At 58.8% G+C, this 25,636-nt stretch carries 27 protein-coding genes and 1 tRNA gene; 14 read left to right on the forward strand and 14 right to left on the reverse strand.

Features of this window, described 5'->3' with window-relative positions:
* Positions 1–132: 132 nt before the first annotated feature.
* Positions 133–209 (reverse strand) — tRNA-Pro (locus AAFN47_RS23935).
* A gap of 169 nt (positions 210–378) precedes the next feature.
* On the opposite strand from AAFN47_RS23935, the gene AAFN47_RS23940 reads away from it, so the two are divergent.
* Complete coding sequence (locus AAFN47_RS23940) at positions 379–867, forward strand: YciE/YciF ferroxidase family protein (protein ID WP_499811792.1); 489 nt, start codon at positions 379–381, stop codon at positions 865–867.
* 82 nt (positions 868–949) lie between these two features.
* Here AAFN47_RS23940 and AAFN47_RS23945 read toward each other — a convergent pair whose 3' ends face one another.
* The gene (locus AAFN47_RS23945; protein WP_499811793.1) at positions 950–1,612 is read right to left on the reverse strand and encodes a TetR/AcrR family transcriptional regulator; all 663 of its coding nucleotides are present in this window, start codon (positions 1,610–1,612) and stop codon (positions 950–952) included.
* 105 nt (positions 1,613–1,717) lie between these two features.
* Here AAFN47_RS23945 and AAFN47_RS23950 point away from each other — a divergent pair, with 105 nt between their 5' ends.
* The gene (locus AAFN47_RS23950; RefSeq protein WP_499811794.1) at positions 1,718–2,503 is read left to right on the forward strand and encodes an SDR family NAD(P)-dependent oxidoreductase; all 786 of its coding nucleotides are present in this window, start codon (positions 1,718–1,720) and stop codon (positions 2,501–2,503) included.
* A 167-nt stretch (positions 2,504–2,670) separates the two neighbouring features.
* Positions 2,671–3,075 carry a hypothetical protein gene (locus AAFN47_RS23955; protein WP_499811795.1) on the forward strand — a complete coding sequence of 135 codons (405 nt, stop codon included), beginning with the start codon at positions 2,671–2,673 and terminating at the stop codon, positions 3,073–3,075.
* 71 nt (positions 3,076–3,146) lie between these two features.
* Here the strand turns inward: AAFN47_RS23955 and AAFN47_RS23960 are convergent, their stop codons facing one another.
* On the reverse strand, positions 3,147–4,178 hold the full coding sequence (locus tag AAFN47_RS23960; protein ID WP_499811796.1) for a hypothetical protein: 1,032 nt from the start codon (positions 4,176–4,178) through the stop codon (positions 3,147–3,149).
* Between the two features lie 339 nt (positions 4,179–4,517).
* Between AAFN47_RS23960 and AAFN47_RS23965 the strand changes: the two genes are divergently transcribed.
* Positions 4,518–5,090, forward strand: a complete 573-nt coding sequence (locus tag AAFN47_RS23965; protein ID WP_499811797.1) for a phage tail tip lysozyme — start codon at positions 4,518–4,520, stop codon at positions 5,088–5,090.
* 67 nt (positions 5,091–5,157) lie between these two features.
* Here the strand turns inward: AAFN47_RS23965 and AAFN47_RS23970 are convergent, their stop codons facing one another.
* Both AAFN47_RS23970 and AAFN47_RS23975 read right to left on the reverse strand, forming a co-directional pair.
* The gene (locus tag AAFN47_RS23970) at positions 5,158–5,334 is read right to left on the reverse strand and encodes a hypothetical protein (RefSeq protein WP_499811798.1); all 177 of its coding nucleotides are present in this window, start codon (positions 5,332–5,334) and stop codon (positions 5,158–5,160) included.
* A 155-nt stretch (positions 5,335–5,489) separates the two neighbouring features.
* Positions 5,490–5,879 (reverse strand): RidA family protein, encoded by a 390-nt coding sequence (locus AAFN47_RS23975; protein WP_499811799.1) that lies wholly within the window; start codon positions 5,877–5,879, stop codon positions 5,490–5,492.
* A gap of 188 nt (positions 5,880–6,067) precedes the next feature.
* On the opposite strand from AAFN47_RS23975, the gene AAFN47_RS23980 reads away from it, so the two are divergent.
* The 9 genes from AAFN47_RS23980 (at position 6,068) to AAFN47_RS24020 (ending at position 14,002) form a co-directional block, all read left to right on the forward strand.
* Positions 6,068–7,060, forward strand: a complete 993-nt coding sequence (locus AAFN47_RS23980) for an ABC transporter substrate-binding protein (protein ID WP_499811800.1) — start codon at positions 6,068–6,070, stop codon at positions 7,058–7,060.
* 74 nt (positions 7,061–7,134) lie between these two features.
* The gene (locus AAFN47_RS23985; RefSeq protein ID WP_499811801.1) at positions 7,135–7,932 is read left to right on the forward strand and encodes an ABC transporter ATP-binding protein; all 798 of its coding nucleotides are present in this window, start codon (positions 7,135–7,137) and stop codon (positions 7,930–7,932) included.
* Complete coding sequence (locus AAFN47_RS23990) at positions 7,929–8,786, forward strand: ABC transporter permease (RefSeq protein ID WP_499811802.1); 858 nt, start codon at positions 7,929–7,931, stop codon at positions 8,784–8,786. Before AAFN47_RS23985 ends, AAFN47_RS23990 begins: the two co-directional genes overlap by 4 nt.
* A gap of 1 nt (position 8,787) precedes the next feature.
* The gene (locus AAFN47_RS23995) at positions 8,788–10,059 is read left to right on the forward strand and encodes a cytosine deaminase (protein WP_499811803.1); all 1,272 of its coding nucleotides are present in this window, start codon (positions 8,788–8,790) and stop codon (positions 10,057–10,059) included.
* The gene (locus tag AAFN47_RS24000) at positions 10,056–11,456 is read left to right on the forward strand and encodes an FAD-binding oxidoreductase (protein WP_499811804.1); all 1,401 of its coding nucleotides are present in this window, start codon (positions 10,056–10,058) and stop codon (positions 11,454–11,456) included. The genes AAFN47_RS23995 and AAFN47_RS24000 overlap by 4 nt, the downstream gene beginning before the upstream one ends.
* Complete coding sequence (locus AAFN47_RS24005) at positions 11,457–12,038, forward strand: NAD(P)H-dependent oxidoreductase (RefSeq protein ID WP_499811805.1); 582 nt, start codon at positions 11,457–11,459, stop codon at positions 12,036–12,038.
* 4 nt (positions 12,039–12,042) lie between these two features.
* Positions 12,043–12,651 (forward strand): NAD(P)H-dependent oxidoreductase, encoded by a 609-nt coding sequence (locus AAFN47_RS24010; RefSeq protein WP_499811806.1) that lies wholly within the window; start codon positions 12,043–12,045, stop codon positions 12,649–12,651.
* Positions 12,648–13,457: a creatininase family protein gene (locus AAFN47_RS24015; protein WP_499811807.1), complete on the forward strand. Its 810-nt coding sequence runs from the start codon at positions 12,648–12,650 to the stop codon at positions 13,455–13,457. Before AAFN47_RS24010 ends, AAFN47_RS24015 begins: the two co-directional genes overlap by 4 nt.
* 89 nt (positions 13,458–13,546) lie before the next feature.
* Entirely contained in the window at positions 13,547–14,002 is a 456-nt protein-coding gene (locus AAFN47_RS24020; protein ID WP_499811808.1) for a hypothetical protein, read from the forward strand.
* Between the two features lie 57 nt (positions 14,003–14,059).
* Here AAFN47_RS24020 and AAFN47_RS24025 read toward each other — a convergent pair whose 3' ends face one another.
* From AAFN47_RS24025 to AAFN47_RS24050, 6 genes are all read right to left on the reverse strand, one after another.
* The gene (locus AAFN47_RS24025) at positions 14,060–14,605 is read right to left on the reverse strand and encodes a MerR family transcriptional regulator (protein WP_499811809.1); all 546 of its coding nucleotides are present in this window, start codon (positions 14,603–14,605) and stop codon (positions 14,060–14,062) included.
* Positions 14,606–14,760: 155 nt separating this feature from the next.
* The gene (locus AAFN47_RS24030) at positions 14,761–15,078 is read right to left on the reverse strand and encodes an integration host factor subunit alpha (RefSeq protein ID WP_499811810.1); all 318 of its coding nucleotides are present in this window, start codon (positions 15,076–15,078) and stop codon (positions 14,761–14,763) included.
* 143 nt (positions 15,079–15,221) lie between these two features.
* Positions 15,222–16,193 carry a beta-ketoacyl-ACP synthase III gene (locus tag AAFN47_RS24035; RefSeq protein ID WP_499811811.1) on the reverse strand — a complete coding sequence of 324 codons (972 nt, stop codon included), beginning with the start codon at positions 16,191–16,193 and terminating at the stop codon, positions 15,222–15,224.
* A 2-nt stretch (positions 16,194–16,195) separates the two neighbouring features.
* On the reverse strand, positions 16,196–17,251 hold the full coding sequence (gene plsX / locus AAFN47_RS24040) for a phosphate acyltransferase PlsX (protein WP_499811812.1): 1,056 nt from the start codon (positions 17,249–17,251) through the stop codon (positions 16,196–16,198).
* A 215-nt stretch (positions 17,252–17,466) separates the two neighbouring features.
* The gene (locus tag AAFN47_RS24045) at positions 17,467–18,024 is read right to left on the reverse strand and encodes a YceD family protein (RefSeq protein WP_499811813.1); all 558 of its coding nucleotides are present in this window, start codon (positions 18,022–18,024) and stop codon (positions 17,467–17,469) included.
* A 16-nt stretch (positions 18,025–18,040) separates the two neighbouring features.
* Positions 18,041–18,673: a ubiquinol-cytochrome C chaperone family protein gene (locus tag AAFN47_RS24050; RefSeq protein WP_499811814.1), complete on the reverse strand. Its 633-nt coding sequence runs from the start codon at positions 18,671–18,673 to the stop codon at positions 18,041–18,043.
* Between the two features lie 64 nt (positions 18,674–18,737).
* Here AAFN47_RS24050 and AAFN47_RS24055 point away from each other — a divergent pair, with 64 nt between their 5' ends.
* A complete protein-coding gene (locus AAFN47_RS24055) occupies positions 18,738–19,241 on the forward strand; it encodes an outer membrane protein assembly factor BamE (protein ID WP_499811869.1) in 504 nt (167 codons plus the stop codon).
* Positions 19,242–19,356: 115 nt separating this feature from the next.
* On the opposite strand, the gene AAFN47_RS24060 is transcribed toward AAFN47_RS24055, so the two are convergent.
* The 3 genes from AAFN47_RS24060 to AAFN47_RS24070 all read right to left on the reverse strand — a co-directional run bounded on the left by AAFN47_RS24060 (position 19,357) and on the right by AAFN47_RS24070 (position 25,590).
* Positions 19,357–21,495 carry a sodium-translocating pyrophosphatase gene (locus AAFN47_RS24060; protein WP_499811815.1) on the reverse strand — a complete coding sequence of 713 codons (2,139 nt, stop codon included), beginning with the start codon at positions 21,493–21,495 and terminating at the stop codon, positions 19,357–19,359.
* A 165-nt stretch (positions 21,496–21,660) separates the two neighbouring features.
* The gene (locus AAFN47_RS24065) at positions 21,661–22,899 is read right to left on the reverse strand and encodes an MFS transporter (RefSeq protein ID WP_499811816.1); all 1,239 of its coding nucleotides are present in this window, start codon (positions 22,897–22,899) and stop codon (positions 21,661–21,663) included.
* Between the two features lie 141 nt (positions 22,900–23,040).
* On the reverse strand, positions 23,041–25,590 hold the full coding sequence (locus tag AAFN47_RS24070; RefSeq protein WP_499811817.1) for a GcvT family protein: 2,550 nt from the start codon (positions 25,588–25,590) through the stop codon (positions 23,041–23,043).
* Positions 25,591–25,636: the final 46 nt, after the last annotated feature.

Below are 25,636 nucleotides of genomic sequence, written 5' to 3' on the forward strand. Positions count from 1 at the left end.
ATGATCTGGGCTTCTTCGACAACAAGGAGGACCGTGTCGAACCGGCACAAAACCCATTCGCACCGGAGAAAGTGTAAACCATCTCTCCGGTATCAAATGTAAACCATGTGACAAGAATGGACCTTGAAATAATGGTCGGAGCGGCGGGATTCGAACCCACGACCCCTTGACCCCCAGTCAAGTGCGCTACCGGGCTGCGCTACGCTCCGAGCCGCGGAAAGCCTTATATAGTCCAGACATCTGGCGCAACCCAAAAACACCAACAGGAACCAAATTCTGCCAGCCAGCGGTCTCTCCTCCCTCTTTCGTGGAACAAAAAACTCGTGCCTGCATTCTTGAGCCCAGGACTGCAAACCTCAATAGGAAAGGAAACACGGCATGGCTGTCAAGAACCTGGAAGACCTGTTCGAACACACGCTTCAGGATGTGTATTTCGCGGAGAATTTCATTCACAAGAAGCTGCCGACGATGATCGAGAAGAGTACCAACGCGACACTCGGAAAGCTGTTCAAGGACCACCGCGCGGAAACCGCGGGACAGATCGAACGGCTGAAAACGGTGTTCGAACTCATCGGCAAGAAGCCCTCGTCCGAGGAATGCCCGGCCATCGAAGGCATCGTCAAGGAAGCCGAGGAACTGATCGAGGAAATCAAGGACCCGGAAACGCTGGACGCCGCGCTGATCGCCGCCGCACAGGCGGTCGAACACTATGAGATCACGCGCTACGCCACCCTCCTGACTTGGGCCAAGCTTCTCGACTATGAAGACGCGATCAATCCGCTGCGCGACAATATCGAAGAAGAAAAGAGCGCCGACGCCAAGCTTACCCGGCTTGCCGAAGACAAGCTCAACAAGAAGGCCGCCTGACCCGGTCATATGAACAGCGCCGTCCGGCGATACGCCGGGCTGCGCTACCGGAACCGGATCCGATCCCCTCTTCCGGTTCCGGTCACCCAGCCGGCCGCAGATCCAGACATGCACCGATCATTCTTAGAGCATTGCGCATGAACGTCTCGTCGTCGATCGGCTGAAGCGCGGCCGGGCGTTGGGCGGGATCGACACGCGACCTGAGCATGGCGGATATCTGGTCGATCGCGAATGCAGCCGCCTCTTCGGCGTCGGCAACGCCGATCTCCTCTCGACGGGCAAGCACGAGTTTCAGCAGCGCACGGCGGGAATTGCCCTGTATTTCTGCATAGTGCGCGGCCAGTTCGGGATAGTCTGCGACAACTGCAGACACGGCGGCCTTCGCTGCTGGATCCTCTCTCGCGGCGTTCAGGGTTATCTCCATATAGCCGCGGAACAGGTCAAGCACGGTGGCCCCTCGCCATATCTCGGGATCCGAGGCTTTGGCGTTGAGCGCCTCGTAGGCGTCTGTCATTCGGTCGAAAAGCGCCAGGAACAGCGCTTTCTTGTCCTTGAAATGATGATAGACGGCGCCCACCGAAAATCCGGCCTTTGCGGCGATATCAGCGATCGATGTCGCTTCGGTGCCTTTCTCGAAAATCAGGGCTTCCGCCGCGTCCAGCAGCGCCGACTGCGTGCGTTCGCTGCGCGATTGCTGCCCTGCACGACGCCAGTGAAGTTCCGATATCCAGCGATTTTCGGTCATGACCACACCAAAACAGAATTCATGTTCGGTTTTATTGACAGCGAATGCGCGCCATGTCAAAACCGAATGGAAGTTCGCTTTCTACTCGATTCAAGGATCCCTGCAATGAAAAATACGGCACTGATCACCGGCGCATCCAGCGGCATTGGCGAGGAAATGGCCTGGCTGCATGCAAGCCGCGGCGGAGACCTCATTCTTGTCGCCCGTCGTGCGGACAAACTGAACGTCTTGAAGGAAGAACTCGAATCCCGGCATGGCGCGCAAGTGCTCGTTCTGGCCGAGGATCTCAATGACGAGTCCGCCCCGCAACGCATATTCGACAGGGTGACGGCCGAAAACATCGAACTTTCCTTTCTGGTCAACAATGCGGGGTTTGGCCATCGCGGCAAGTTCCATGAGCTCGACTGGGAAGACAATCGCTCCATGATACAGGTCAATGTCGTGGCGCTTGCGGCGCTGACCCGGTTTTTCCTGCCTGGCTTCGTCGCGCGCAATTCCGGACGCATTCTGAATGTCGCATCCACCGCGGCCCTGACGCCAGGCCCCCTGCAGGCGACCTATTTCGCGACCAAGGCCTTCGTCATGTATCTGGGCAACGCCATCGCCGAGGAAATCAGCGACACGTCCGTAACCGTGACGACCCTTTTGCCGGGTGCGACCGCAAGCGAGTTCGCGAAAACGGCCGGGATGGACAGGACATCTCTGTTCAACCAGACAACGCCGGCGGCCGACGTCGCGCTGACCGGTTACGAGGCCATGCTGCGCAGCGAACTCAACGTCTTTGCCGGCGTGACGCGCAAGCGCAAGATCATGATATGGATCGCGCCGCTTCTGCCCAGGCGCTACGTCCTCAAGAGTGTCCGCGAAATGCAAGAGGCGCAGCCGGCCTGAGCGCCGGCAGCCACAGCAAATATCCGCGGCCAAAATTGCGACAGCAATCTCACTATATTTAAGACGCATACCATAGGTGATCATACCAGGCATCAAATCGCCCCAGAATTGCGGAACCCTTCAGTCGTACGGAAGTTTCAAGTGCGTATAACCGAAAGGGTGATCCAATGAGAAATGTCGCAACAATTACTTTCGCGTCACTGCTGCTAGGACTGGCGGCTTGCTCGGACTCCGGCGAGACGGAGACGAGTTCAACCGAACTGCCCACAACAAGCGAGTCGACCTCAGCCATGGAAACGACCGAACCGGCGGCCGGCGCGTCCGACAGCACTGTGACGGGATCGATTTCCTCCGACGCCGCAATGGCCTCGAACGTTCCAGACGTCGCCGTGGACGCGTGTCTCGATGCAGTTCAGATGGAGGCCTCCACCAACGAAACCGATGTTGTCGGGGCTGAATATTCGGAAGCGAATTCCATCGTGACGGTCGGCGTTGGCTCTGAAAAGACGCCGTGGCGTTGCCTTGTCTCGAATGAAGGTCAGGTTGCGGAAGTAACCCGGGAGACCAACTGATACCGGCCGCAAGACCGATCAACCTGCGCCCGCCGGAGCCACCGGCGGGCGCACTTTTTTTGTTGGGATGATCAGACCGCTGCGAGAGCCTGCGCGATCACGGGCCGGAAGCGGCTCGCCACTTTCGCAAAGCCGGCGCTTGTTCCGTGTATTTCGTCGTTCCAGTCGGACACGTCCGGCATGGCGCCGCGACAATCCACAAGCCAGACCTGGGTCTGGCTCGAATCTCCGGCAAATTCCGCAAGCATTTCGTAAAGCCGGTCGATGAGATAGGCGCAGACGCCCCTGCGCAATGCGGGATGCATGATTCCACGAGCGTCCAGCGGCGCGCCAAGCCATTCATTGTTGTCCGCATAGGCCGGATTTCGCGGATCGCTGATTCCCCAAGGATAGGGGAAAACATAGTCATAACCGTGAATGAAGATCGGCAATCTGCTGAAACCAGGCTCCTTGCGGACGTTCTCGATCACCGTCGAATAGGCTCCCCTCAGAAAATCCAGCTTGTCGCGCAGCAGCGAGTGGTTGATATGGCCTTCCACGTCGTCCGGATCTCCGTTGAAGGGCGTCAGGATGTTCAGAAGCACTGCCTCGCCAGTAACCGTATCCTCGCCGATAATATCGTTGCCCGCCGCCGAGAAGATAAACCCCTTCACCACCTGCTTCTGTTGGCGCAGCGCAAGCATGTATTCCGTCCGGCCGGGTTGCTGCGGCCCGAAGACCATGTTCTGCGCCGTATCTCCTGCGGCGCCGACGGACCATACCAGATAGTCGTCGTAGAGCTGGTCGATGATCTCCTTTATAAGCAGCGGGAACTGGCCCCAGCTGTCGCATTCGGAAACCAGAACCGGCAGCGACGACCCCAGGGCCTTTCGGGTGCGGAAATGCGCCTGACGACGGTAACGCGCAAGGCCATTGCCCATCTGCATGGCGTTTTCGAGTTCCACGTCTTCCGCGGACATCTCGACCATCTCCGGGTCGGGCTCTACAACAATGCTGAAGGCGCCCTCTCCGCGCCTGACCGTGGAATAGCGAAGGAGCTCTTCGTCACTGACATCGGGATTGCGCGCTATCCGCAGGTAGTCGTCGTAGCTGATCTTGGGCATCGTCCACTCCGCCATTGCCGCCGGCTTGCCTGCGCTACGCCCGTTCACAGACCAGCCGTGTTCTTCGTTCTGATACGAGCGTATTGAAGAAGTATAATCCGATTTTTTCAGACTTATGTGTGATTTTACACGTAATCCTTGAAGGACCCGAGAGTGCAAGTCGTACAAAACGCCATTTTACTCAGCGTCAATATTGTAATAAATTGAAACATGACTTGAGTATCTCGACACTTTTTCGCCCCAAACCCTGCCTAACCGCAAGCCATCAGTAACGGCCGGGTGCGATCCCGCGCCTTCGTCCAACCACCGATTGCGGCCAGCAGGTTAGTATCCCCCACAATGAAGAAACATCGTTTTACCGGCGTCAGGGCCGCCGGTCTCGTCGTCGCGGCGCTTTGCGCGATCTCCACCGCCACACCAATGGTCCCGGCCGTTGCGAATGACGGCGCGTCGTCAGTCTTTCCGATCGCATTCAAGCCAAACCGGGTTCAGTTCAATACGCTGAAAGGCTACAACAAATCTCAGGTCTCGATCGCCAACAAGATCGCGGGCGGCTTCGCCAACGCGGGGTATGGCCGACAGCATCAGATCGCCGCCGTCTCTGTCGCCATTCGCGAATCCACGCTGAACCCGAAGGCGGTCAATCGGGGTTGTGGATGCTACGGTCTGTTTCAGCTCAATAAAAGGGGCGGCCTCGGCCGCGGCCACAGCGTCGGCACGCTGACCTCCGCTGACAGCAACATCGCTCTTATCATCGGTGAAGCCAACCGTTTTCCGCAGTTTCGCAACGCAAGGACAGTCGACCAGGCGGTCAACGCCTTCGTGCGCTACGTCACTCGGCCTGCGAACAAATCCAGCGTTGTCGGCAGGACCGTCAAGACCGCCAGAATGGTGGAGAAACACGCCCAGTAGATACGGAAAAGGCGCCGGACTTCTTGTCATCCGGCGCCGCTGGGGGCTATTCAACATTTTCCGTACTTCAGCTGATGTGCAGACCACGCATCATCAGCGGGTTGGGCCGCCTTTCGCCGCGTCGTTGGCTGTAGGCGTCCTTGCAAGATGCGAAGCTGCGTTTGAACCACCTCGCGCGATGATCGCGTGCGATCAGGGCGGCTTCGACGTGGTCTGCGCTGCGATTGCTCTTGAAGATATTCATCTGTCATCTCCCGTTTGATTGCTCGACAACCTGAATATGGGGGACCGCAGATGAACAGCGCCTGTCCGGAACATTAATTGCGTGACAGAAACAGCTAAATTTATGGTTGTATTTTTGATAATCTCGCAGGTTGAGAATTCGCACCTAAAGACAAACTATTCCGCTGCGGCCATCACCTCGATTTCAACCTTGAATTCCTCTCGCGTGAAGCCGCTGACGATGATCAGCGTTGAAGCCGGCGGAGGCTCAATCCCGGCCACATAGGCGTCGCGCGCCTGCATGTAACCCTGCATCCATGCGCGGTCGGTGACATAAGCTGTGATATGCAAAATGCAGCTTCGATCCATCCCTGCCTCGGCCAGAATGGCGTCGATATTTGCAAAGCATATCTCAGCCTGTGATCGCACATCGTCCGGAACGGCGCCATCGTCGCTCAGTCCAAGTTGCCCCGATGTTCGCACGATGCGACTGCCCGGCGGCGCCTCCACGCCGTGCGAGTAGTGCGCGAAAGGAGGAGCAATCTGTTTTGGCGTCAATGCTTTCATGGTCTTCAATCCCCGTTTCCGCCACTTAATGCAGCAACAATGAACAATAATTGCGCATGGTGAGTTGTTTTTGCACAGTAATTGATCTCAAAAATCTATTGAGTATATTTTAATCAAAAATTCGTTGACAATCCATATGCACATGCCAAGTCTGGCGTCAGATCGATACACCAACATGGAGAGTTTTCATGAAAACCGTATTCCTCGCGGCCGGCATCGCGGCGCTTACAGCATCGACTTCGGCTTTCGCGCTTGAAAAGGTCGCATTCGGAACGAACTGGCTGGCCCAGGCAGAGCACGGCGGCTTCTACCAGTCCGTCGCTGACGGCACCTATGAGGCATGCGGCCTGGAAGTCGAAATCGTTCCTGGCGGACCCCAGGTCAACAACCGGGCGTTGATGCTTGCCGGTAAGCTGCAGTTTCATATGGGCGGCGACATGCTGCAAGCATTCTCCGCCGTGGAGCAGAACATTCCGGTGGTCGCCGTCGCCGCAATCTTCCAGAAGCATCCGCAGGTTATCCTTGCGCATCCCGGCGAAGCCGAGAAATGGGAAGATCTGAAAAATCTGACGCTGCTGATCGGCGACAATGGGTTCCAGAGCTACTATCAGTGGATGATCGCGGCCTATGGCTTCACCGCAGAACAGCGCGAGCCGTACACGTTCAACCCGGCGCCTTTCATCGCCGATCCGAAGAAGGGCATGCAGGGCTATCTTTCGTCGGAACCCTACGTCGTTGAGAAGGAAGCCGGATTTACGCCGGGTGTGTTCCTGATCGCCGACGCCGGCTACTCGACCTACGCCACGACGATCGAAACCATGGCCGACACGATCAAGAACAAGCCGGAACTGGTCAAGTGTTTCGTCGACGGCTCGATCAAGGGCTGGTACACCTACCTCTATGGCGACCGCTCCGGCGCTGACGAGTTGATCAAGGCCGATAATCCGGAAATGACCGATGACAAGATCGCCTACGCCGTCGAAAAGATGAAAGAATACGGCATCGTCGACAGTGGCGACTCTCTGGAAATGGGCATCGGCGTCATCACTCCCGAGAAGGTCCAGGACTTCTATGACAAAATGGTTGAAGTCGGCGTCGTTGGCGGAGACATCGACTGGGAAGCGACGTTTGACGCCCAGTTTGTTGGCGTCGGCGTCGGCATGGACCTCAAGAAAGACTGACATTAGACTTACTCACATAAACTCTGGCCTCAACGGGCGGATCAAATCCGCCCGTTGTCCACTGGACAGAAATTATGGAAATTCAGGTTTCAGCGACCGACCACACCGCGTCGCGCGACAAGCTCCTCACACTTCATAAGGTCGATAAGGTTTTCGGGCGCGACATTGTCGCGCTCCAGAACCTGTCGCTTGATATCTGCGAGGGTGATTTCGTCAGTCTGCTCGGCCCCTCGGGCTGTGGAAAGTCGACGGCGCTCAGACTGATAGCGGGTCTGATGCAACCGACGAACGGCTTCATCCGTTGGGAAGACAGACGCCAGGGCGAATCCCTGAGCGTCGTGTTCCAGGAACCGACGCTGATGCCTTGGGCGACCGTCGAAAAGAATGTCTGGCTGCCGATGCGGCTCAAGGGTGTTTCTTTCGCGAGGGTCAGGGACGACATTCGCGAAGCCCTGGAGCTTGTCGGTCTTGCGGGCTTCGAACACGCCTATCCCCGCGAACTCTCCGGCGGCATGAAGATGCGCGTGTCCATTGCGCGCGCCATGGTGACCAAGCCAAAACTCGTGCTGATGGACGAACCCTTCGCCGCTCTCGACGAGATCACGCGTTTCAAGCTCAACAATGACCTGCTGCAGATGAAGGCGAAGATTGACTGTACGGTCGTCTTCGTTACGCATTCGGTATTCGAGAGCGTGTTCCTGTCCGACCGGATTGTCATCATGGCGGCGCGTCCCGGCCGGGTCATGCAGGAACTCAAGGTGGACAAGCCCTACCCGCGGGAAGAGGAATTCAGGACTTCCAACGACTACGCCGCCTATTGCCGCGCTGCGTCTCAGGCGCTGAAAGAAGCCCAGGAAGGAACCCGGCAATGAGCGACCTCGCCCAAGATCCCGCAGCCTCCTTCGTCGACGAGGAAGAACGCGCAAGCGCGCGCAAAGAATTGCGCAATCGCATAGGCAAATGGATACTCCCGGTCGTCGTCTTCGCGATTGGAATTCTCGCCTGGGAATGGACCATCAGGATCAACGAGATCCCGCACTACATTCTCCCCGGGCCAGGTCTCGTCTTCCAGACTCTCATTCAGGACAGGGCGATCCTGTTCGACGCCCTGATGGTCACGCTGCAGATCACACTGCTCGCCTTGCTGGTCGCCGTCATCGGCGGCGCCGGGCTCGCGATTCTATTCAATCAATCGCGCCTCGTGGAGATGTCGTTCTATCCATACGCCGTCGTTCTGCAGGTGACCCCAGTCGTAGCGATTGCGCCTCTGATCTTCATCTATGTCGAAAGCAAGCTCGTCGGCCTGCTGATCTGCGCATGGATCGTCGCGTTCTTTCCGGTGCTGTCGAATACGACACTGGGTCTCAGGAGCGCCGATCACAATCTGCGCGACCTTTTCAGCATTTACGGAGCCAGTCGCTGGCAGCGGCTGCTTTATTTACAGCTTCCTTCCTCCCTGCCCTATTTTCTTGGCGGCCTGCGGATTGCCGGCGGTCTGGCGTTGATCGGCGCAGTAGTCGCTGAGTTCGTTGCTGGCGCCGGCGGCATCGGCTCCGGGCTCGCCTTCCGTATTCTGGAGGCGGGCTACCGGCTAAACATGCCACGGATGTTCGCCGCACTGATCTTGATCGCCGGAACCGGCGTTCTGATCTATTCGGTTCTCAGCCTGGTGAGCCATCTCCTGCTGCGGAAATGGCATGAAAGCGCAATCAAGCGGGAAAGTTGAGATGGATTTCAGGACACTGCCCACTGGCGGCCCCTTTACGCTGACGAACTGCGTCGCGCCATCCGAGTTCAGCGGCGCCGATGGCGACTTTGTCCCGGTAGACCTCGCAATTGCCGACGGAAAGATCGGCGACGGGACGACCGGTCCGGAAATCGACATGGGCGGGTCGATCGTCCTGCCGGCTTTTACCGACATGCATACGCATCTCGACAAGGGGCATATCTGGCGCCGCGCAAGCAATCCCGACGGGACATTCATGGGGGCGCTGACGACTGTGGGCGCCGACAGAGAAGCGAACTGGTCGGCAGAGGACGTCCGCGCACGAATGGATTTCGCGCTGCGCTGCGCCTATGCCCACGGGACGCGCGCGGTTCGCACCCACATCGACAGCCTCGCGCCCCAGGACGCGATCTCCTGGCCGGTTTTCCGCGAGGTCAGAGAAGAATGGAAGGACCGAATCGAGCTTCAGGCAAGCTGCCTGCTCACCATCGAGGCGGTCGAGCCGGACAGCCCGTTCGTTGAGACGGCCGATCGGGTTGTGGACAGCGGCGGCGTGCTGGGCACGGTCACATTCCCTGTTCCCGTTCTCAAAGAGCGCCTGGAATTCTTCTTCCGAACCGCCGCCGACCGCAATCTGGCCGTCGATTTCCATGTCGACGAAACGGGTGATCCGGCCGTGCGGACGCTGCGCTCTATTGCGGAGACGGCAATCGAGATGAAGTTCGACGCTCCGATCGTCGTCGGACACTGCTGTTCGCTGGCTGTTCAGGAGGAAGACTACGCCGACCGGACCATGGACCTGATGGCCGAGGCCGGCATCGCTGTCGTGTCGCTTCCGATGTGCAATATGTATCTGCAGTCGCGCGAGCGCGGACGAACACCGCGCTGGCGCGGCGTTACGCTGGTGCACGAAATGAAATCCCGCGGAATTCCGGTTGCCTTCGCCTCCGACAATACGCGCGATCCGTTCTACGCCTATGGCGACCTGGACATGATGGAGGTGCTGCGCGAAGCAACCCGCATCGCCCAGCTCGACCATTCCGATCCGGACTGGATCCGCTCTTTCAGCGCCACGCCGTGCGATGTATGCGGGTTCTCGAGCCAAACGCTCAATCCTGGCGATCCGGCCGATCTTGTGATCTGCAATGCGAGAGACTGGACAGAGCTCTTCGCCCGCCCCCAGTCTGACCGCATTGTCGTGCGCAACGGAAAACCGATCGACAGAACATTGCCCGATTACCGGGAGCTCGACCACCTCATGGAGGATTCATGACGCCGAACGTAGCCGCAGCAAAGGAGAAGCTCTTCCATCTGGAAATCGACGACAACCCGGTGACGATCAAGAACAAGAGCCGGGATTTCTTCTGGTATTCCCCTGTCCTGAAAACACGGCTCGACCGTGTCGTTGGCGATTTCGTCGTCTCGCCGCGCAACGAGGCCGAAGTCATCGAGGTTCTCAAGGTCTGCTACGAACATGACTGCCCGGTAACAACGCGCGGCGCCGGAACCGGCAATTATGGCCAAGCGATGCCCTTCTCCGGCGGTTGCGTCATGCACATGAAGAATATGACCAGTGTCAAGGAAGTGCAGCCGGGCCGCGTGATCGTGGAGCCGGGCTGCCTGCTCAAGGACCTGGACGCCGCCTGCATCGCAGACTCGTGTCAGGAAATCCGAATGTTTTCATCGACCTGGGCGACCGCCACCATCGGCGGATTCATCGCCGGCGGATCCGGCGGCGTCGGTTCGGTGCGCTGGGGATCGCTGCGCGATCTCGGCAACATCATCCGACTGCGCGTGGTTACGATGGAGGAAGAGCCACATGTTCATGAATTCACCGGCGAGGAACTCGCCCGCGTCTCCCACGCCTATGGCACCAACGGCATCATCACCGAGCTCGAAATGCCGCTTGCTCCGGCCTATGAATGGGTCGACGTCGCCGTCGCTTTCGACGACTTCATGGACGCCGCAAAATACGCCGACGACCTCGCCAACGAGGACGGCGTATTGCTGAAACTGGCGACGCCCATCGAAGCGCCAATCCCCTACGATTACTTCCAACGCTTTAAGCCCTACATGCGGCGCGAGCAGAACCTCATCATGCTGATGGTCGCTCCTCAGTCGATAGACGCATTCGAAACCTTCACCAAACGCGTCCAGAGCGCAGAGATCATCTACCGCTCGGACGACAATGACTGGGCGCGTAATCCTGGTCATATTTTCGAGTACGCCTGGAACCATACGACCCTGCGCGGTCTCAAATTCGATCCGACCATCACCTATCTGCAGGTCCGCTACGGCTTTCCCGATCACCTGGAAAAGGTTGCGGAAATCAGGAAGATCTTCGGCGACGAGGTGCCGCAGCATCTTGAAGCCATTCGCGGCGACGGCAAGATCCATTTCGCCGGACTGCCCATCGTGCGCTTCACCACCGAGGAGCGTCTGGACGAGATCATCCGCATTCACGAAGACCTGGGCTGCATGATCTTCAATCCGCATCGCTACACGCTCGAGGAAGGCGGCCGGCAGATGACCGATGCCCGCCAGCTCGACTTCAAGCGCGAAGCCGATCCGAAGGGCTTGCTCAATCCGGGAAAGATGATCGCCTGGGACAAGCCCGACTGGAGCTACGAGACGATGTACGACTATTCCGGAATGCGGAAGGCCGGCTGAATGCGCGCACTGGTCTTGTTCGCACACCCCGTGCCCGAAAGCTTCTCGTCCTCGCTGCACACCACAGTAGTTGAAACACTGTCGGCGCGTGGATGGGAAATCGATGATTGCGACTTGAACGCCGAAGGCTTTTCACCGGTTCTGACCACCGAAGAGCGGCGCAACTACCATGAAGAAGACATCAACACCGGTCCGGTGGCCGACTATGTCGAACGGCTACAGGCGGCGGAAGCGCTCGTGCTCGTCTTTCCCGTCTGGAACTTCGGTTACCCCGCCATTCTCAAGGGATTCTTCGACCGGGTGTTCCTGCCCGGGATTTCCTTCAAGCTCGTGAACGAGAAGGTGGCGCCCAATCTGACCAATATTCGCAAGCTTGCGGCCGTCACCACCTATGGCGGCAGCAGGATGCGCGCCTTCCTTTCCGGCGACCCGCCGCGAAAGGTCGTAACCCGGCCATTGCGCTTTGTCATGCACCCGCAAGTCAAGACGCGTTATCTTGCTCTCTATGACATGAACCGCGCCGACGAGAAGAAGCGGGCCGGCTTCGTGGAGCGCGTGAAGACCGAAATGGAGCGGTTTTAGTTCGATGAACGCACTGGTGGTCTATTGCCACCCGCACGAGGGTAGTTTCACGTCCGCCGTGCGCGATGTCGTGACCGGCCATCTCCGGACGATCGGCGCAGAATTGCGGGTGATCGACCTTTATGGGGAAGACTTCCAGCCGGTGCTGTCTGAAAGCGAGTGGTCCAGCTACGAAGCAACGCAAGGCAGAAGCGAGGATATCGCTCGGCACGCCGAAGCGCTCGCATGGTGCGACACGCTCATCTTTGTCTATCCGACGTGGTGGTACGGACATCCTGCCATGCTAAAGGGCTGGATGGAGCGAATTCTGCTTCCCGGGGTAGCTTTCGAAATGCCGGATGGCGGAGACATCAAGCCTCTGCTGCGCAACGTTCGGCGGCTCGGCGTCTACACGACCTGCGGCGCTTCATGGTGGCTGACATTTATCATCGGGGCGCCGGGCCGGAAGACGATATTGCGCGGTATCGGCCTGCTCTGCCATCCACGCGCCTGCAAATCTTTCGCAGCCCATTACAGCATGGACAGGTCGACTTCAGAAAGCCGCGCACGGCATCTTGAGAAAGTTGAAAAAGCAATTGCAAAACTGACGGCAAACCGGAGAGGCCAGGCATGAAAGATCAGCACCTTTGGGCCGCCTACAAGACAACCGAATACAGGTACATCGATCCTCAAAAAACGATCGCGATTCTGCCGACGGCGGCGATCGAGCAGCATGGTCCGCACCTTCCTGTCGGCGTCGACATGATGATCAACCAGGGCATGCTGGAGACGATGAGCGAACGCGCTCCGGAAGCGCTCGACATCCGCATTCTGCCGGTTCAGGCGGTCGGTAAATCGAACGAGCATCTGCACGCGCCTGGAACGCTGACTCTGCCAGCTGAGCTTGTGATTGGCATGTGGACCGAGATAGGCCTCTCCGTTGCGCGGGCCGGCGTGCGCAAGATGGTGATCGTCAATTCCCACGGCGGCAATCTCGACATCATCGGCATCGTCGCGCGCGAATTGCGTGTGCGCGCCGGCATGCTGGTCCCAAAGTGCCAGTGGGGCGGCCTGGGTCATCCGGAAGGCATGTATTCGGACCACGAGCGCGCCTACGGTATTCACGGCGGCGACGTCGAAACATCGCTGATGCTCCATTTCCAGCCCGACCTCGTCGACATGACGAAGGCGGAAAACTTTCGCTCGACGGCCGAAGACATATCGTCCGATGACCGGCTGATGCCGACAGGCCCGACCTCCTATGGATGGATCGCATCGGACCTGAGTTCCGCTGGCGTCGTCGGCGACGCGTCGGCCGCCACCGCCGAAAAGGGCAAGGCCACCGCCATACACCAGGCAGACGGCTTCATCGAATATCTCAAGGAAATCGAACGGTTCGACATCAACCGTTTTCCGCTTTCCTCTGAAAACAATCAGTGACGCAGCCACGGTAACGCCCTGTTCATCTGAACGGGACAAAATCGCCATATGTGATAGTCTTGCGGGACTTTCGGGAGTGAGCCGACGCAATGCTGAATCTTCTGGTCGATTTTCTTTCGGGTATCATCCGCATTCTGGCGGCGGCCTGTATCGTCGCCGGCACAGTCTACGGCTATGCGCAGGCGCCGGTCATGCAGGTGGAGCCTTGGGTCGGCGGCCTGATCGGCTTCTCCGCCGGCTTCCTGGCTGCATCGCTGGGGGGCGGTCTCCTCGCCTGCCTTATCCTTATTGAAAACCATCTTCGCGTACTGGCGGACGCCCAGCGCCGCATCGACAGGGCAAAGCCGGCCTCAAGGGCGCGCCGCGTGGAGGAAAAGCCGGCTGAAAAACCGGAGCCGGATCCGGAGCCTGAATCTGAGCCCAAGACGATGGACTACGCCGCCTATCGCAAACAATACGCTTTCCAGCCACGGCTGCCGGACGAGGCGGCGTCAGATGCGGCAAAGGCGGAATCCGGGAAAACCGGGAAAACTGACACGGAATAGGGATCGCCCGTCTGGTCGCGCATTTCATCTTGCGCGGCGCATGACGCAACTCCGGCCCTACCGCGCCTGATCCAATATGCGCTTGCATTCCAACAATTCGTAGAGCGTTTCCTGCAGCAACGCCTTGTCATCCGCCGCGAGATCGGGCTCGCCGTTGCTCTCGCCTTCCTTGCCGCCGCCGAAGCCGAACAGTCTCTTGCCCTTCGGAACCTTGGCCTGGCCAACCAGCCGGTCATCCTCGAAGCCCGTATCCTCGCGCATCTTCGGCGTTTGTTCGGGTTCGGTCGCCTGCGTCTTATCAAAGGCTGACAGAGCTTCAGCGGCAGTAACCTCTCCAGCGCCGATGGAAATCGCAAAGCGAGATCCGTTCTGCTTGAGCAGTTTCTGCACGCCCTTGATTGTGAAGCCCTGATCATAGAGGAGATGGCGGATGCCCTTCAGAAGCTCCACGTCGTCCGGCCGATAGTATCGACGACCGCCGCCGCGTTTCATGGGCTTTATCTGGTTGAAACGGGTCTCCCAAAAACGGAGAACATGCTGCGGCAGATCCAGTTCGTCAGCGACTTCGCTGATAGTTCGGAAAGCGTCAGGGCTCTTGTCCATTTCACCGACCTCCTGTTGGGTCACAGTCGCCGGTCGGAGCATTGCGGAAAGCGAAATGACGCCCGGAGCGCAGGCCGACTCGGCTTGCGCTGATTGCATCGCTAAATTGTGGATTTTTCAAGTAAAAAGAACGTACTCGGCTGCGGGCCCTAGCCCTATCCGCTCTTCTTGCGTTTCAGGTGCGCATCGAGAACGCGCTGCTTGAGCACGTTGGATGCCTTGAAAGTCATGACCCGTCGCGGCGAAATCGGCACTTCCTCGCCCGTCTTCGGATTGCGACCGATCCGCTCGTTTTTGTCCCGAATCTGGAACGTGGCGAAGGAAGAGAGCTTGACGCTTTCGCCCCTGACGATGGCGTTGCAGATCTCGTCGATTACCATTTCGACGAGAGACGCGGATTCTGTACGCGACAGTCCAACCTTTCGGAACACTGCTTCCGCAAGATCCGCCCTGGTGACCGTTTTCCCGCTCATTTATGTTTCGCCGTCCCCGAATTCTTATCAAATAGTTATTTTGCAGCGCTTAGACACTATTGACGTATTCTAGACCGGTCAAGCCGTGATTTTTCCCGCCAGCAACCAAAAAAGGTTGCAAAACATCAAATTACGGTGGTCGCCTACCAGCGAACCAACACGGCCCCCCAGGTGAATCCGCCGCCCATCGCTTCTAGGAGCACGACGTCGCCCTGCTTGATCCGACCCGCGTCCAGCGCATCGCAAAGCGCTAGCGGAATGGACGCCGCGGACGTGTTTCCATAGCTATCGACGGTTATGACGACCTTGCCGGGGTCGATACCGAGCTTGCGCGCAGACGCGTCGATAATTCGCTTGTTGGCCTGATGCGGCACGAACCAGTCGATATCGTCTGCGTTCATGCCTGTTGCGTCGAAGACGGATTCGATCACATCGGTTATCATTCCGACAGCATGTTTGAAGACTTCACGCCCCTGCATCCGCAGATGCCCGACCGTCTGTGTCGAGGATGGACCGCCATCGACATAGAGCTTGTTCTTGTGACATCCGTCGGACCGCAACTTGCTTGCAAGCACGCCCCTGTCGTCAAGCGTTCCGGCGGATTCGACCGCCTCTACGACCAGGGCCCCTGCGCCGTCTCCGAACAACACGCAGGTTGTGCGATCCGTCCAGTCGAGAAGCCGCGAGAACGTTTCGGCGCCGATCACGAGCGCGCGTTTGGCGAGCCCGGTGCGCAGATAGGCGTCGGCTGTCGTCAAGGCAAAAACGAAGCCAGAGCACACGGCCTGGACGTCGAAGGCTGCGCCCTGCGTAATCCCGAGGCGATGCTGAATATCGACGGCTGCGGCCGGGAAGGTATTGTCAGGCGTCGACGTCGCCACAATGATCAGGTCGATGTCCTGCGGCTCGAAACCGGCGTTTTCCAAAGCGGCTCGCGCTGCGCCGGCGCCCAGAGAACAGGTCGTCTCGCCCTCGCCTGCAACATAACGCTGGCGGATGCCCGTGCGCTGGACAATCCATTCGTCCGACGTCTCAACGAGGCTTTCCAGATCCTTGTTGGTCACTGTCTTTTTGGGAAGGCACGACCCGTAACCCCGCACTACTGTTCGGATCATCGTTACCCCTGACTCACTGCCGCCTGCACGCTGCCAATCGTCTGTTTCGCGTGGTAGAGTTTTAGATCGTTTTCGATCTTCGATATCAGATCGTTTCGCGCCATATCGTGCGCAACATCGACAGCGGCGGCGAACCCGTCCGCGTCCGTCCCGCCGTGACTCTTGATGACGATGCCGTTCAAGCCCAGAAAGACGCCGCCATTGACCCGGCGCGGGTCCATCTTCTCTCGAAGCCTGTCGAAGGCGCTTTTCGCCAGAATATAGCCGAGACGGGCAAGGATTGTGCGGCCCATGGCGGCGCGCAGATATTCTGCGATCTGCCGCGCCGTGCCTTCCGCGGTCTTCAGAGCAATATTGCCAGCAAAGCCCTCGGTGACGACGACATCGACCGTTCCCTTGCCAAGATCGTCGCCTTCGACGAAACCGTGATAATTCATGCCCGGAAGCTCGCTCGCCTTTAGGATGCGGCCCGCTTCCTTTACCTCTTCCAACCCCTTGACCTCCTCGACGCCGACGTTGAGCAGCCCTACGGACGGCCGGTCGATCTCGAAGAGCGCGCGCGCCATGGCGGCGCCCATCATCGAATAGTCGGTCAGTTGCTGGGCGTCCGCGCCCACCGTCGCGCCGACGTCGAGCACGATGCTCTCGCCGCGCAGGGTTGGCCAGATGGCCGCGATTGCGGGACGTTCGATATTTGCCATGGTTCTGAGGCAAAACCGCGACATCGCCATAAGCGCGCCGGTGTTTCCCGCAGACACGCAGACATTCGCCTCGCCGTTCTTGACTGCCTCAATGCTGCGCCACATGGAGGAACGCCAACGACCCTGGCGCAACGCCTTGCTGGGCTTGTCATCCATGCGCACAGAAATATCGCAGTGATGAAACGTGCTCGCCGCCGCCAGCTTCGGATGTTCGGCGATCAGAGCCGCGCACTTGTCCTCCTCACCGTAGAGAAGGAATTTCAGTTCGGGATGCCGGTCCAGTGACTTCGCCAGACCCGGTATGGCTACCTCCGGCCCGAAATCACCGCCCATCACGTCCACGGAAATGGTGATCAAACTAGATTTTCCCTCTTATTCTTTTTCTGGTTGCGGCAATCCAGTTCTGACGCCATATCCGGACAATATTGGGGTCTTGATACGCATGATCTGTTACTGAAGCTTTTCACAGGGCGCCATAAATAGACTCTTTCCAAGTTGATACAACCGGTTTGTCGTGTTTTTCCGGCATTTCCGCCGCCTGTCGCGGGGAAATTACACTGAGACCAAACGCTCTACTGTTTCGTTCCGCTCCAGCCCTTTAATCCAGCAAAGGGAGAAGCTTTCTCACTCTCATCGGGGGCGTCATGAGAAGGAGGCATGAAAGCCGCGCCCTCTTTACGCGGATAAGGATTGATTGCCAACACTATAAACTCCTCGCATATGGCGGCGATGTCTATGCTGTCGCCAGTGAAAGTCTCAGGTATGTCCGGCCCTTCCGCATCGACCACCATCTCTCCCGTCTCATCCATGTCCACGCGGGCGAGCCTTGAGCCCTCCGGCACGAACAGCGCCTCCACCTCTTCGTCTACGGTCTCATGCACCGGCTCCAGCGTCACGATGCAATTCTGAATCAGCGACGCCTTCACCCGGCCCTTCACGCGCACGCCGTCGCGCTTCCAGCGCGACAGGTCGAAGTCACCTTCGACCAATTCCACCGCCGGAATGTTCCAGCGCCGCGCCAGCGCCTCACGCTGACGTTCATCGGCCTCGACGTGAACCCTCACCGGATTTTTGGAGATATGGCCGACATTGACCAGCCAAGAGAATGTTTCGGACTTCTTCTCAGACATTTGCGACCGTTTCCTGTTACACCGATTCAGCCGGGCGCTGCAGAATATCCCCGGACAGGATGCCCGCCTCCTCGCGACCGGAGAACTCTTCGTCGAGACGCAGCACCGCTTTCGCGAGCGCGCTCATGTCTGCGCCCGCCGCCGCGGCGCCGTCCGCGAGACCGGGATGAATATTGCGCCTTAACGCCTCAGCCAGCGCGGCGGCGTCTCCTGCATCGAGAGCCGCGCGATAGGCTTCCGCGCGTCCGTAGAACATGCGGGCGAGCTTCTTCATGCGTTTCGGCACGCTGTTGTCGCCAACGCCAAGTTCCCGGATCGAATGGTCAACCTCGGCGAAGAAGCTGTCGACAACATCCTGCGCAAGCTCCTGAACGGGCGCCGACGCCTGACCCGTGCGGCGCAGAAAGAGAATCATCATTATGCTGATCATCTCGTAGCGACCCATCACGGTATCCGGGACATTCATGTGAATGTAGTAGGACGGTTCGCGCGCTGCTGCGGTCAGTTGACCGTAAATTGAACGAATGATTTCCCGATTTTTCCGGTTTCTGCTAAAATAGCCGAATATCATGTGTTTGCCTTTTCGCGCCATAATTTCGGCGCTGGATTGCTGCAAAGCATGAGGCGCGTTCATATTGGCCTGTTGCATCGCTTGCGATCGTGGTTTACCGAAGCATTCGGGAAAAGCAACTCAGCCAGACTGTCAGATGGAGATGCTGTTGACACGGCGTGTTTTCAACCGAACGAAAAAATATTTTTACTGCACGACCGTCGCCGTCGGACTTTCGGCCGTGGCCGTTTCGGGCTGCTCGATGACCGAAGAACTGACGCATGGTTACGTTCTGGAGCAACAGACGCTGGAACTCGTCCCTCCCGGCTCCAGCAAGGAGCAGGTTCTTCTGTCGCTGGGCACCCCGACCGTTGAGGGCGACTACGGCGGCGAGGCCTACTACTATATCTCACAGAAGAAGGTCAAACGGGCCGAATTCCTCAAGCCACGGCTGGTGGACCAGTCTATTCTCGCTGTTTATTTCAACGAGGAAGACGGGACCGTGACCCGGCTTGCCAACTATACGCTTGAAGACGGCAAAGTTTTCGACACGATCAGCCGCACGACGCCGACGGGCGGTAAGGAAGAAACCTTCCTGACGCGCGTCCTGTCTTCTGTCAGCGGCGGCGGCAAGGAGGCCGCGACAAGAGGGCTGTTCGGCGGATAAGACCAACAGCATTTCTCAACAGTCGGTTCGGCGATCGCCGGACCGTTAGACCAAACAAAACCCGCGGCTCTTTTGAACCGCGGGTTTTTCGTTGATGCGAAGTGGTTGCGTTCGATCACATGCCCGAATGGGCGAGGATCGCAAGCAGCAGCAGAGCCATTATGTTGGTGATCTTGATCGCCGGATTGACGGCGGGACCGGCGGTGTCCTTGTAGGGGTCGCCAACAGTATCACCCGTCACCGACGCCTTGTGGGCCTCACTGCCCTTCTCGTGCCTGACGCCGTCGGCGTCGACGAAGCCGTCCTCGAAGGACTTCTTGGCGTTGTCCCAGGCGCCGCCGCCGGACGTCATCGAGATAGCGACGAACAGGCCGTTGACGATCACACCGAGAAGCGAAGCGCCGAGTGCGGCGAAGGCGGAAGCTTTCGAGCCCGAAATCAGCAATACGCCAAAATAGACCACGAGCGGCGCAAGCACCGGCAGCAGCGAAGGTACGATCATTTCCTTGATTGCCGCCTTGGTCAGTATGTCGACCGCGCGCGCATAGTCGGGCCGTTCGGTGCCTTCGAGGATGCCAGGCTTTTCTCGGAACTGACGACGCACTTCCTGCACCACGGTGCCGCCGGCGCGACCCACCGCCGTCATGGCGATGCCGCCGAACAGATACGGAATCATACCACCGAATATCAGACCGGCCACAACATAAGGATTGGACAGGCTGAAGGAGATAGTACCGACATCCGCGAAGTACGGGAACGACTCTGAATTATTCACGAAGAATTCGAGGTCGTTCGAATAGGCTGCGAACAGCACCAGCGCGCCAAGTCCGGCTGAACCGATGGCATAGCCCTTGGTCACGGCTTTCGTCGTGTTTCCGACCGCATCGAGCGCGTCCGTCGATTTGCGGACTTCAGACGGCAACCCCGCCATTTCCGCGATACCACCGGCATTGTCCGTCACCGGACCGAAAGCGTCGAGCGCAACGATCATGCCGGCGATGCCGAGCATGGCGGTGACCGCGATGCCGGTGCCGAAAAGCCCGCCAAGCTGATAGGTGGCGATGATGCCGGCGATAATCACGATGGCCGGAAGCGCCGTCGCTTCCAGCGAGACCGCGAGGCCCTGGATAACGTTCGTGCCATGACCGGTGACCGAGGCTTGCGAGATCGAATTCACAGGACGCTTGTTCGTTCCGGTATAATATTCGGTGATCCAGACAATCAGACCGGTCACGATGAGGCCCACGATACCGCAGACGAAAAGATCGAACCCGGTGAACGCTGCATCGCCAACCTGACCCCAGCCGATGGTGAGTTGGGTTGCGATAGCAAGTCCAACGATCGATAGGACGCCCGTGACAAACAGCCCCTTGTAAAGAGCTCCCATGATCGAACCGTTCGATCCCAGACGAACGAAGAAAACGCCGACGATCGACGTAATGATACAAGTCCCGCAGATGGCGAGCGGATATATCATGATGTCAGCGAGCACCGTCGTGCCGGTGAAGAAGATCGCGCCGAGCACCATGGTCGCCACCACCGAAACCGCATAGGTTTCGAAGAGGTCGGCGGCCATACCCGCGCAGTCTCCGACATTGTCGCCGACATTGTCGGCGATCGTGGCCGGATTGCGTGGGTCGTCTTCCGGAATTCCAGCTTCGACCTTGCCGACGAGATCGCCGCCGACATCAGCGCCCTTTGTGAAGATGCCGCCGCCGAGACGCGCGAAGATCGAAATCAGGGACGCGCCGAAACCAAGCGCCACCAGCGCATCGATCACCGTGCGGTCGCCAATCGCGAATCCTGCAATGTAGGTCAGATAATAATAGTAGATCGCCACGCCCAGCAGGGCGAGACCAGCTACGAGCATGCCCGTGATGGCGCCCGACTTGAAGGCGATATCAAGACCTTCAGCAAGGCTGTTGGACGCCGCCTGCGCCGTGCGAACATTGGCGCGGACCGAGACATGCATGCCGATGAAGCCCGCGGCTCCGGACAGAACGGCGCCGATCAGGAAGCCAATCGCCGCGTATCCCGACAGCAGGATCCACACTATGATGAAGACGACGACCCCCACGATCGCAATCGTTGTATACTGACGGGCGAGATAGGCTTGCGCGCCTTCCCTGATTGCGCCGGCAATTTCCTGCATGCGCGCGTTGCCTTGATCCGCAGCCAAAACCGACCGCGTCGCCCAAATGGCGAATACGATCGAAAGCAGGCCACAGGCGATGACGGCCAATAATAGTGTCAATGCCAATTCCTCCAGTTTGCCGGCTCACACTCCCTCCGGCAGTTGAAACAGACGGCCGACAATTGGTCGCGGCCGCTCTATCGGGCGGATGTTTGGCGACAGCGCGGGCGGTCGTCAAGCTTTCAGTGGAGAATCTCTCGTGCTTTCCGACGAAAGACACATATATCAGCCCGCAATCTCGCGGTTTTTTCGATCGCTTCTAACCTGCCAGGCCAGCAGTAGCAGGCAGAGAAGCGCCGCTGGCCACAGGACCTGGCTGATTGCATCCCAGCCGAAGGAGTTCAGGACGCGGCCCGACATCAGCGAGGCGAATGCGACAGTTCCGAAAAGAATGACGTCATGGACGCCTTGCACCTTGTTCTTCTCCGCAGGCCGGTATGTGGTGCTGACCATGGTCGTTGCACCAATGAAGCCGAAGTTCCAGCCGACACCCAGCAGGACGAGCGCGCCCCAGAAATTCCAGAGTTCGATGCCCATGCCCGCGATGACGGCGCAGGCAATCAGGATCACGAGGCCGCTGGCGATGATCGGCGCATATCCGAAGCGGGCGATAAGCTTTCCGGTGAAGAAGCTTGGCGCGAACATGGCGAGCACATGCCACTGGATGCCAAGCGCCGCCATGTCCGTCGAGAACCCGCAACCGACCATGGCGAGAGGCGCGCCGGTCATCATGAAGGACATCAGCGCATAGGAGCAGACGCCGCAGGCGAGCGCCGTCAGGAACTTTTGCTGGAGCAGGATCTGCATAAGCGGTCGCTCAGGGGTCTCCGAGCGGTGTTCGAGCAGGACCGGATTCTCCTTGATCCGAAGCATTGAGAGGATAACGACGCCAATCGCTGCAAGTCCCAAAATGGAAGCATAGGCGCCTGCAAACATTACCGGAGCGAAGAAATCGCGGGTGAAAATCACCAGTTGCGGCCCGATGACGGCGGAAATCACGCCGCCCATGAGAACCCAGGAAATCGCCTGCCCCTTGAAATTGTCCGGCGCATTGTCGGTCGCAGCAAATCGGTACTGCTGGATGAAGGAGTTGCCCATCCCGATAATCAGGAGACCGAAGGCGAACATCCAGAAACTGGACTGAAACAGCGCAATAGTGGCGACAGCGCCGCCAAGGCCGTTGAGACAGGCCCCGCCCATGAAACCCAGCCGACGCCCGATCAACCGCATCAGCCAAGCCGCCGGCAGTGCGCCGACCGCCACACCAAGTGTAAAGCCGGTGACCGGAGCGGTCGCCAGCGACTTGTCTTCGCCCAGCATATAGTCGCCGGCCAGACCTCCGAGCGATACGGCGATGGGCGCGCCAGCGCCGAGAAAGGCGTTCGAGGCGGCGAGAATCAGTGCATTGCGTTTTGCCAGAGCTAGATCGACGCTCGACCCCGGCACGGTATGATTGACATTCATGAATGTTTCCCGGCCGCCGTATGTCGGTTCAGCGCGCCTTGCTCATAATCAATGGTCCGCCGCAAACGGCAAATTTACCGGGCGATGAATATATCAGCGATTGGTAATAGGCAATCGCGCCGTGGTGCGGTCTGGCTTCACTTACCCGCGCATGCGTTCGCCCCGCGGGTCAAAAGGCGGCTCGGTCAGGATCCGGGCGGGGCGGCGCTTGCCAAGTATCTCGATCTCGAACACGCCTTCGTCCTCGTTCCCGGCCATCGCGGCGGGCACATAGCCCTGTGCAAGAGACATGTCGACATAGTGACCATAGCCGCCCGAGGTGACCCAGCCTACGACGCGCCATTCCCCGTCCCTTTGGGGATGGATTTTCGGCATCTCAGCGCCAGACGCATCGAATCGGGGCGCGCCATAGCCGTGCGGCGGACTGACCAGACCATGATCGACGTCGCCGACCCTGGCCCAGACGGGTTCGTCGCCCATCACATCCGTGTCGTCCGCCTGGATTGCAAAACTGACGCGTCGCGCCTTCGGGCCGTTTTCGTGTTCTTCCGCCGCCCTGCTCAAGCCAATAAAGTCGTTCTTTGACAGTTTCACAAAGCGCTCCATCGCGCCTTCATACGGGCCATAGATCGGCCTGAGTTCTGCGAACCATGTCGGGAAATTCTTCTCCAACCGCATGGACAACAACGCCCGCATGCCGAAATCGGAGATGTCGAATTTCGCGCCGGCGCCCTTGATCGCCAGGTAAACCGTCCGTTCATAGGCCGGTTCCATCCAGATCTCATAGCCGAGATCGCCGGTATAGCTGATCCGGTTGACCTTACAGGGACAGCCTGCGACGTCCATTTCGCGATAATCCATAAATCGAAACGATTCGTTCGAGACATTGATGTCGGCCAGTTTTTCAAGCACGGCGCGCGACTGAGGTCCGGCGATGGACAGACCGACAAGTTCCTGCCCGAAGCGCCGCAGACGCACGGTTCCGTCAGAAGGCAGATGGCGCTCGAACCAGCGCATGTGATAAATTTGCGCGGCCGTGGATCCCCAGACCATGAAACGTTCGTCGCCGGCGTTGACGATCGTGAAGTCCCCGATCAACTTGCCTTCATGATTGAGCATCGGCGTCAGCACGATGCGGCCGGGCTTCGGCATCGTGTTGGTCATCAGCCTGGACAGCCACCCGCCCGCCCCCGGGCCCGATACTTCGTATTTGGCGAAATTGGCGATCTCCGTGACGCCGACGCGTTCCCTGACAGCGCGCACCTCGTTTCCGACGTGGGCGAAATCATTGGACCGATGGAAGGACAGGTCGTCTTTTGCTTCCGCGGCGCTCGGCGCAAACCATAGAGGCGTTTCCAGACCCCAGCTGTCTCCCATGACTGCGTGGTTGTCCCGCACCATGATATCGTATAGCGGCGTCGTCTGCTGCGGTCTCGCCGCCGGCAGCTCCTCGTTGGGAAAACGGATCGAGAATCTTCGGGAATAGTTTTCCCGGACCTTGGCGTTGGTGTAGCGCAGCGACGTGAAATCCCCGAATCGGGCGACATCCATGCCGAAAATGTCGTGGCCCGGATCGCCGTCGGTCATCCAGTTCGCCAAAGCAAGACCGACGCCGCCGCCCTGCGAGAAGCCGGCCATCACGGCGCAGGCGCACCAGAAATTCGTCAGCCCCTGAACCGGCCCGACAAGCGGATTGCCATCCGGCGCGAACGTGAATGGTCCATTGACTATCTGCTTTATCCCCGCCCTTCCAAAGGCCGGGAAATGCTGGAACCCAACCTCCAGAGACGGTGTGATACGATCAAGATCCGGCTGCAGCAATTCGTGCCCGAAATCCCATGGCGTCTCCTTCGCAGACCATGGCACGCAGGCCTTCTCGTAGGTGCCGAGCAGCAGACCCTCGCGCTCCTGCCTGGTGTAGATCTCACCCTTGAAGTCGATAACCCCGACGAGTTCACGGCCTGAAGCCTCGTTGAATTCACGGACTTCCGGCATCGATTCTGTCAGCAGATACATATGCTCCATGGCGAGCAATGGCAGTTCGAGGCCGACCATGCGTCCGACCTCGCGCGCCCACAGGCCGCCAGCATTGACAACATGTTCCGCCCTGACGGTTCCCTTTTCCGTCGCCACGGTCCAGGTCCCATCCGGGCTCTGGGAGAGATCGGTCACGCGGTTGCGCAATTCTATCTTCGCGCCAAGTTTGCGCGCCGCCATGGCGTAGGCATGCGTCGTTCCGGACGGATCGAGATGGCCTTCCACCGGATCCCACAAAGCGCCGACAAAACGGCTTTCATCCATCAGCGGGAACATCGCCTTGGCCTCGGAAGGCGTGATAATCTCGGTATCCATCCCGAGCGCCCTGCCCGTCGCCTGCGTATAGCGCAGGAAATTCAGTCGTTCCTCGCTGTCGGCCAACATCACGCCGCCAGTCAGGTGGAGCCCGCAGGACTGGCCAGACAACTCCTCCAATTCGCTGTAGAGGGAGACGGTATAGGCCTGCAGGCGCGCGACGTTCGGATCACCGTTGAGCGTATGAAAGCCGCCGGCTGCGTGCCACGATGAACCCGACGTCAGTTCCGACCGCTCGACCAGAAGCACATCCTTCCAGCCGGCCTTCGCCAGATGGTAAAGCACCGAACACCCGACGACCCCGCCGCCTATCACCACCGCGCTTGCATGTTCCTGCATCAAATCCGCCCTCTGTTCCGCAATCAGGTGAAGCCAGTCTAATGGT

This window comes from Hoeflea sp. CAU 1731 (assembly GCF_039888615.1).
Taxonomy (GTDB): domain Bacteria; phylum Pseudomonadota; class Alphaproteobacteria; order Rhizobiales; family Rhizobiaceae; genus Flavimaribacter.

Bases quoted from the DNA above. Each gene is read 5' to 3' on its own strand.
- AAFN47_RS23995 (WP_499811803.1), top strand. From the start codon at position 8,788: ATGGATTTCAGGACACTGCCCACTGGCGGCCCCTTTACGCTGACGAAC.
- AAFN47_RS23975 (WP_499811799.1), bottom strand. From the start codon at position 5,879: ATGAAAGCATTGACGCCAAAACAGATTGCTCCTCCTTTCGCGCACTAC.
- AAFN47_RS23940 (WP_499811792.1), top strand. From the start codon at position 379: ATGGCTGTCAAGAACCTGGAAGACCTGTTCGAACACACGCTTCAGGAT.
- AAFN47_RS24035 (WP_499811811.1), bottom strand. From the start codon at position 16,193: ATGATCCGAACAGTAGTGCGGGGTTACGGGTCGTGCCTTCCCAAAAAG.
- AAFN47_RS24025 (WP_499811809.1), bottom strand. From the start codon at position 14,605: ATGGACAAGAGCCCTGACGCTTTCCGAACTATCAGCGAAGTCGCTGAC.
- AAFN47_RS24000 (WP_499811804.1), top strand. From the start codon at position 10,056: ATGACGCCGAACGTAGCCGCAGCAAAGGAGAAGCTCTTCCATCTGGAA.
- AAFN47_RS23980 (WP_499811800.1), top strand. From the start codon at position 6,068: ATGAAAACCGTATTCCTCGCGGCCGGCATCGCGGCGCTTACAGCATCG.
- AAFN47_RS24070 (WP_499811817.1), bottom strand. From the start codon at position 25,590: ATGCAGGAACATGCAAGCGCGGTGGTGATAGGCGGCGGGGTCGTCGGG.
- AAFN47_RS24010 (WP_499811806.1), top strand. From the start codon at position 12,043: ATGAACGCACTGGTGGTCTATTGCCACCCGCACGAGGGTAGTTTCACG.
- AAFN47_RS23945 (WP_499811793.1), bottom strand. From the start codon at position 1,612: ATGACCGAAAATCGCTGGATATCGGAACTTCACTGGCGTCGTGCAGGG.
- AAFN47_RS23970 (WP_499811798.1), bottom strand. From the start codon at position 5,334: ATGAATATCTTCAAGAGCAATCGCAGCGCAGACCACGTCGAAGCCGCC.
- AAFN47_RS23990 (WP_499811802.1), top strand. From the start codon at position 7,929: ATGAGCGACCTCGCCCAAGATCCCGCAGCCTCCTTCGTCGACGAGGAA.
- AAFN47_RS24055 (WP_499811869.1), top strand. From the start codon at position 18,738: ATGCTGTTGACACGGCGTGTTTTCAACCGAACGAAAAAATATTTTTAC.
- AAFN47_RS24050 (WP_499811814.1), bottom strand. From the start codon at position 18,673: ATGCAACAGGCCAATATGAACGCGCCTCATGCTTTGCAGCAATCCAGC.
- AAFN47_RS24065 (WP_499811816.1), bottom strand. From the start codon at position 22,899: ATGAATGTCAATCATACCGTGCCGGGGTCGAGCGTCGATCTAGCTCTG.
- AAFN47_RS23960 (WP_499811796.1), bottom strand. From the start codon at position 4,178: ATGCCCAAGATCAGCTACGACGACTACCTGCGGATAGCGCGCAATCCC.
- AAFN47_RS24015 (WP_499811807.1), top strand. From the start codon at position 12,648: ATGAAAGATCAGCACCTTTGGGCCGCCTACAAGACAACCGAATACAGG.
- AAFN47_RS23965 (WP_499811797.1), top strand. From the start codon at position 4,518: ATGAAGAAACATCGTTTTACCGGCGTCAGGGCCGCCGGTCTCGTCGTC.
- AAFN47_RS23950 (WP_499811794.1), top strand. From the start codon at position 1,718: ATGAAAAATACGGCACTGATCACCGGCGCATCCAGCGGCATTGGCGAG.
- AAFN47_RS24045 (WP_499811813.1), bottom strand. From the start codon at position 18,024: ATGTCTGAGAAGAAGTCCGAAACATTCTCTTGGCTGGTCAATGTCGGC.
- AAFN47_RS23955 (WP_499811795.1), top strand. From the start codon at position 2,671: ATGAGAAATGTCGCAACAATTACTTTCGCGTCACTGCTGCTAGGACTG.
- AAFN47_RS24005 (WP_499811805.1), top strand. From the start codon at position 11,457: ATGCGCGCACTGGTCTTGTTCGCACACCCCGTGCCCGAAAGCTTCTCG.
- AAFN47_RS24020 (WP_499811808.1), top strand. From the start codon at position 13,547: ATGCTGAATCTTCTGGTCGATTTTCTTTCGGGTATCATCCGCATTCTG.
- AAFN47_RS24030 (WP_499811810.1), bottom strand. From the start codon at position 15,078: ATGAGCGGGAAAACGGTCACCAGGGCGGATCTTGCGGAAGCAGTGTTC.
- AAFN47_RS23985 (WP_499811801.1), top strand. From the start codon at position 7,135: ATGGAAATTCAGGTTTCAGCGACCGACCACACCGCGTCGCGCGACAAG.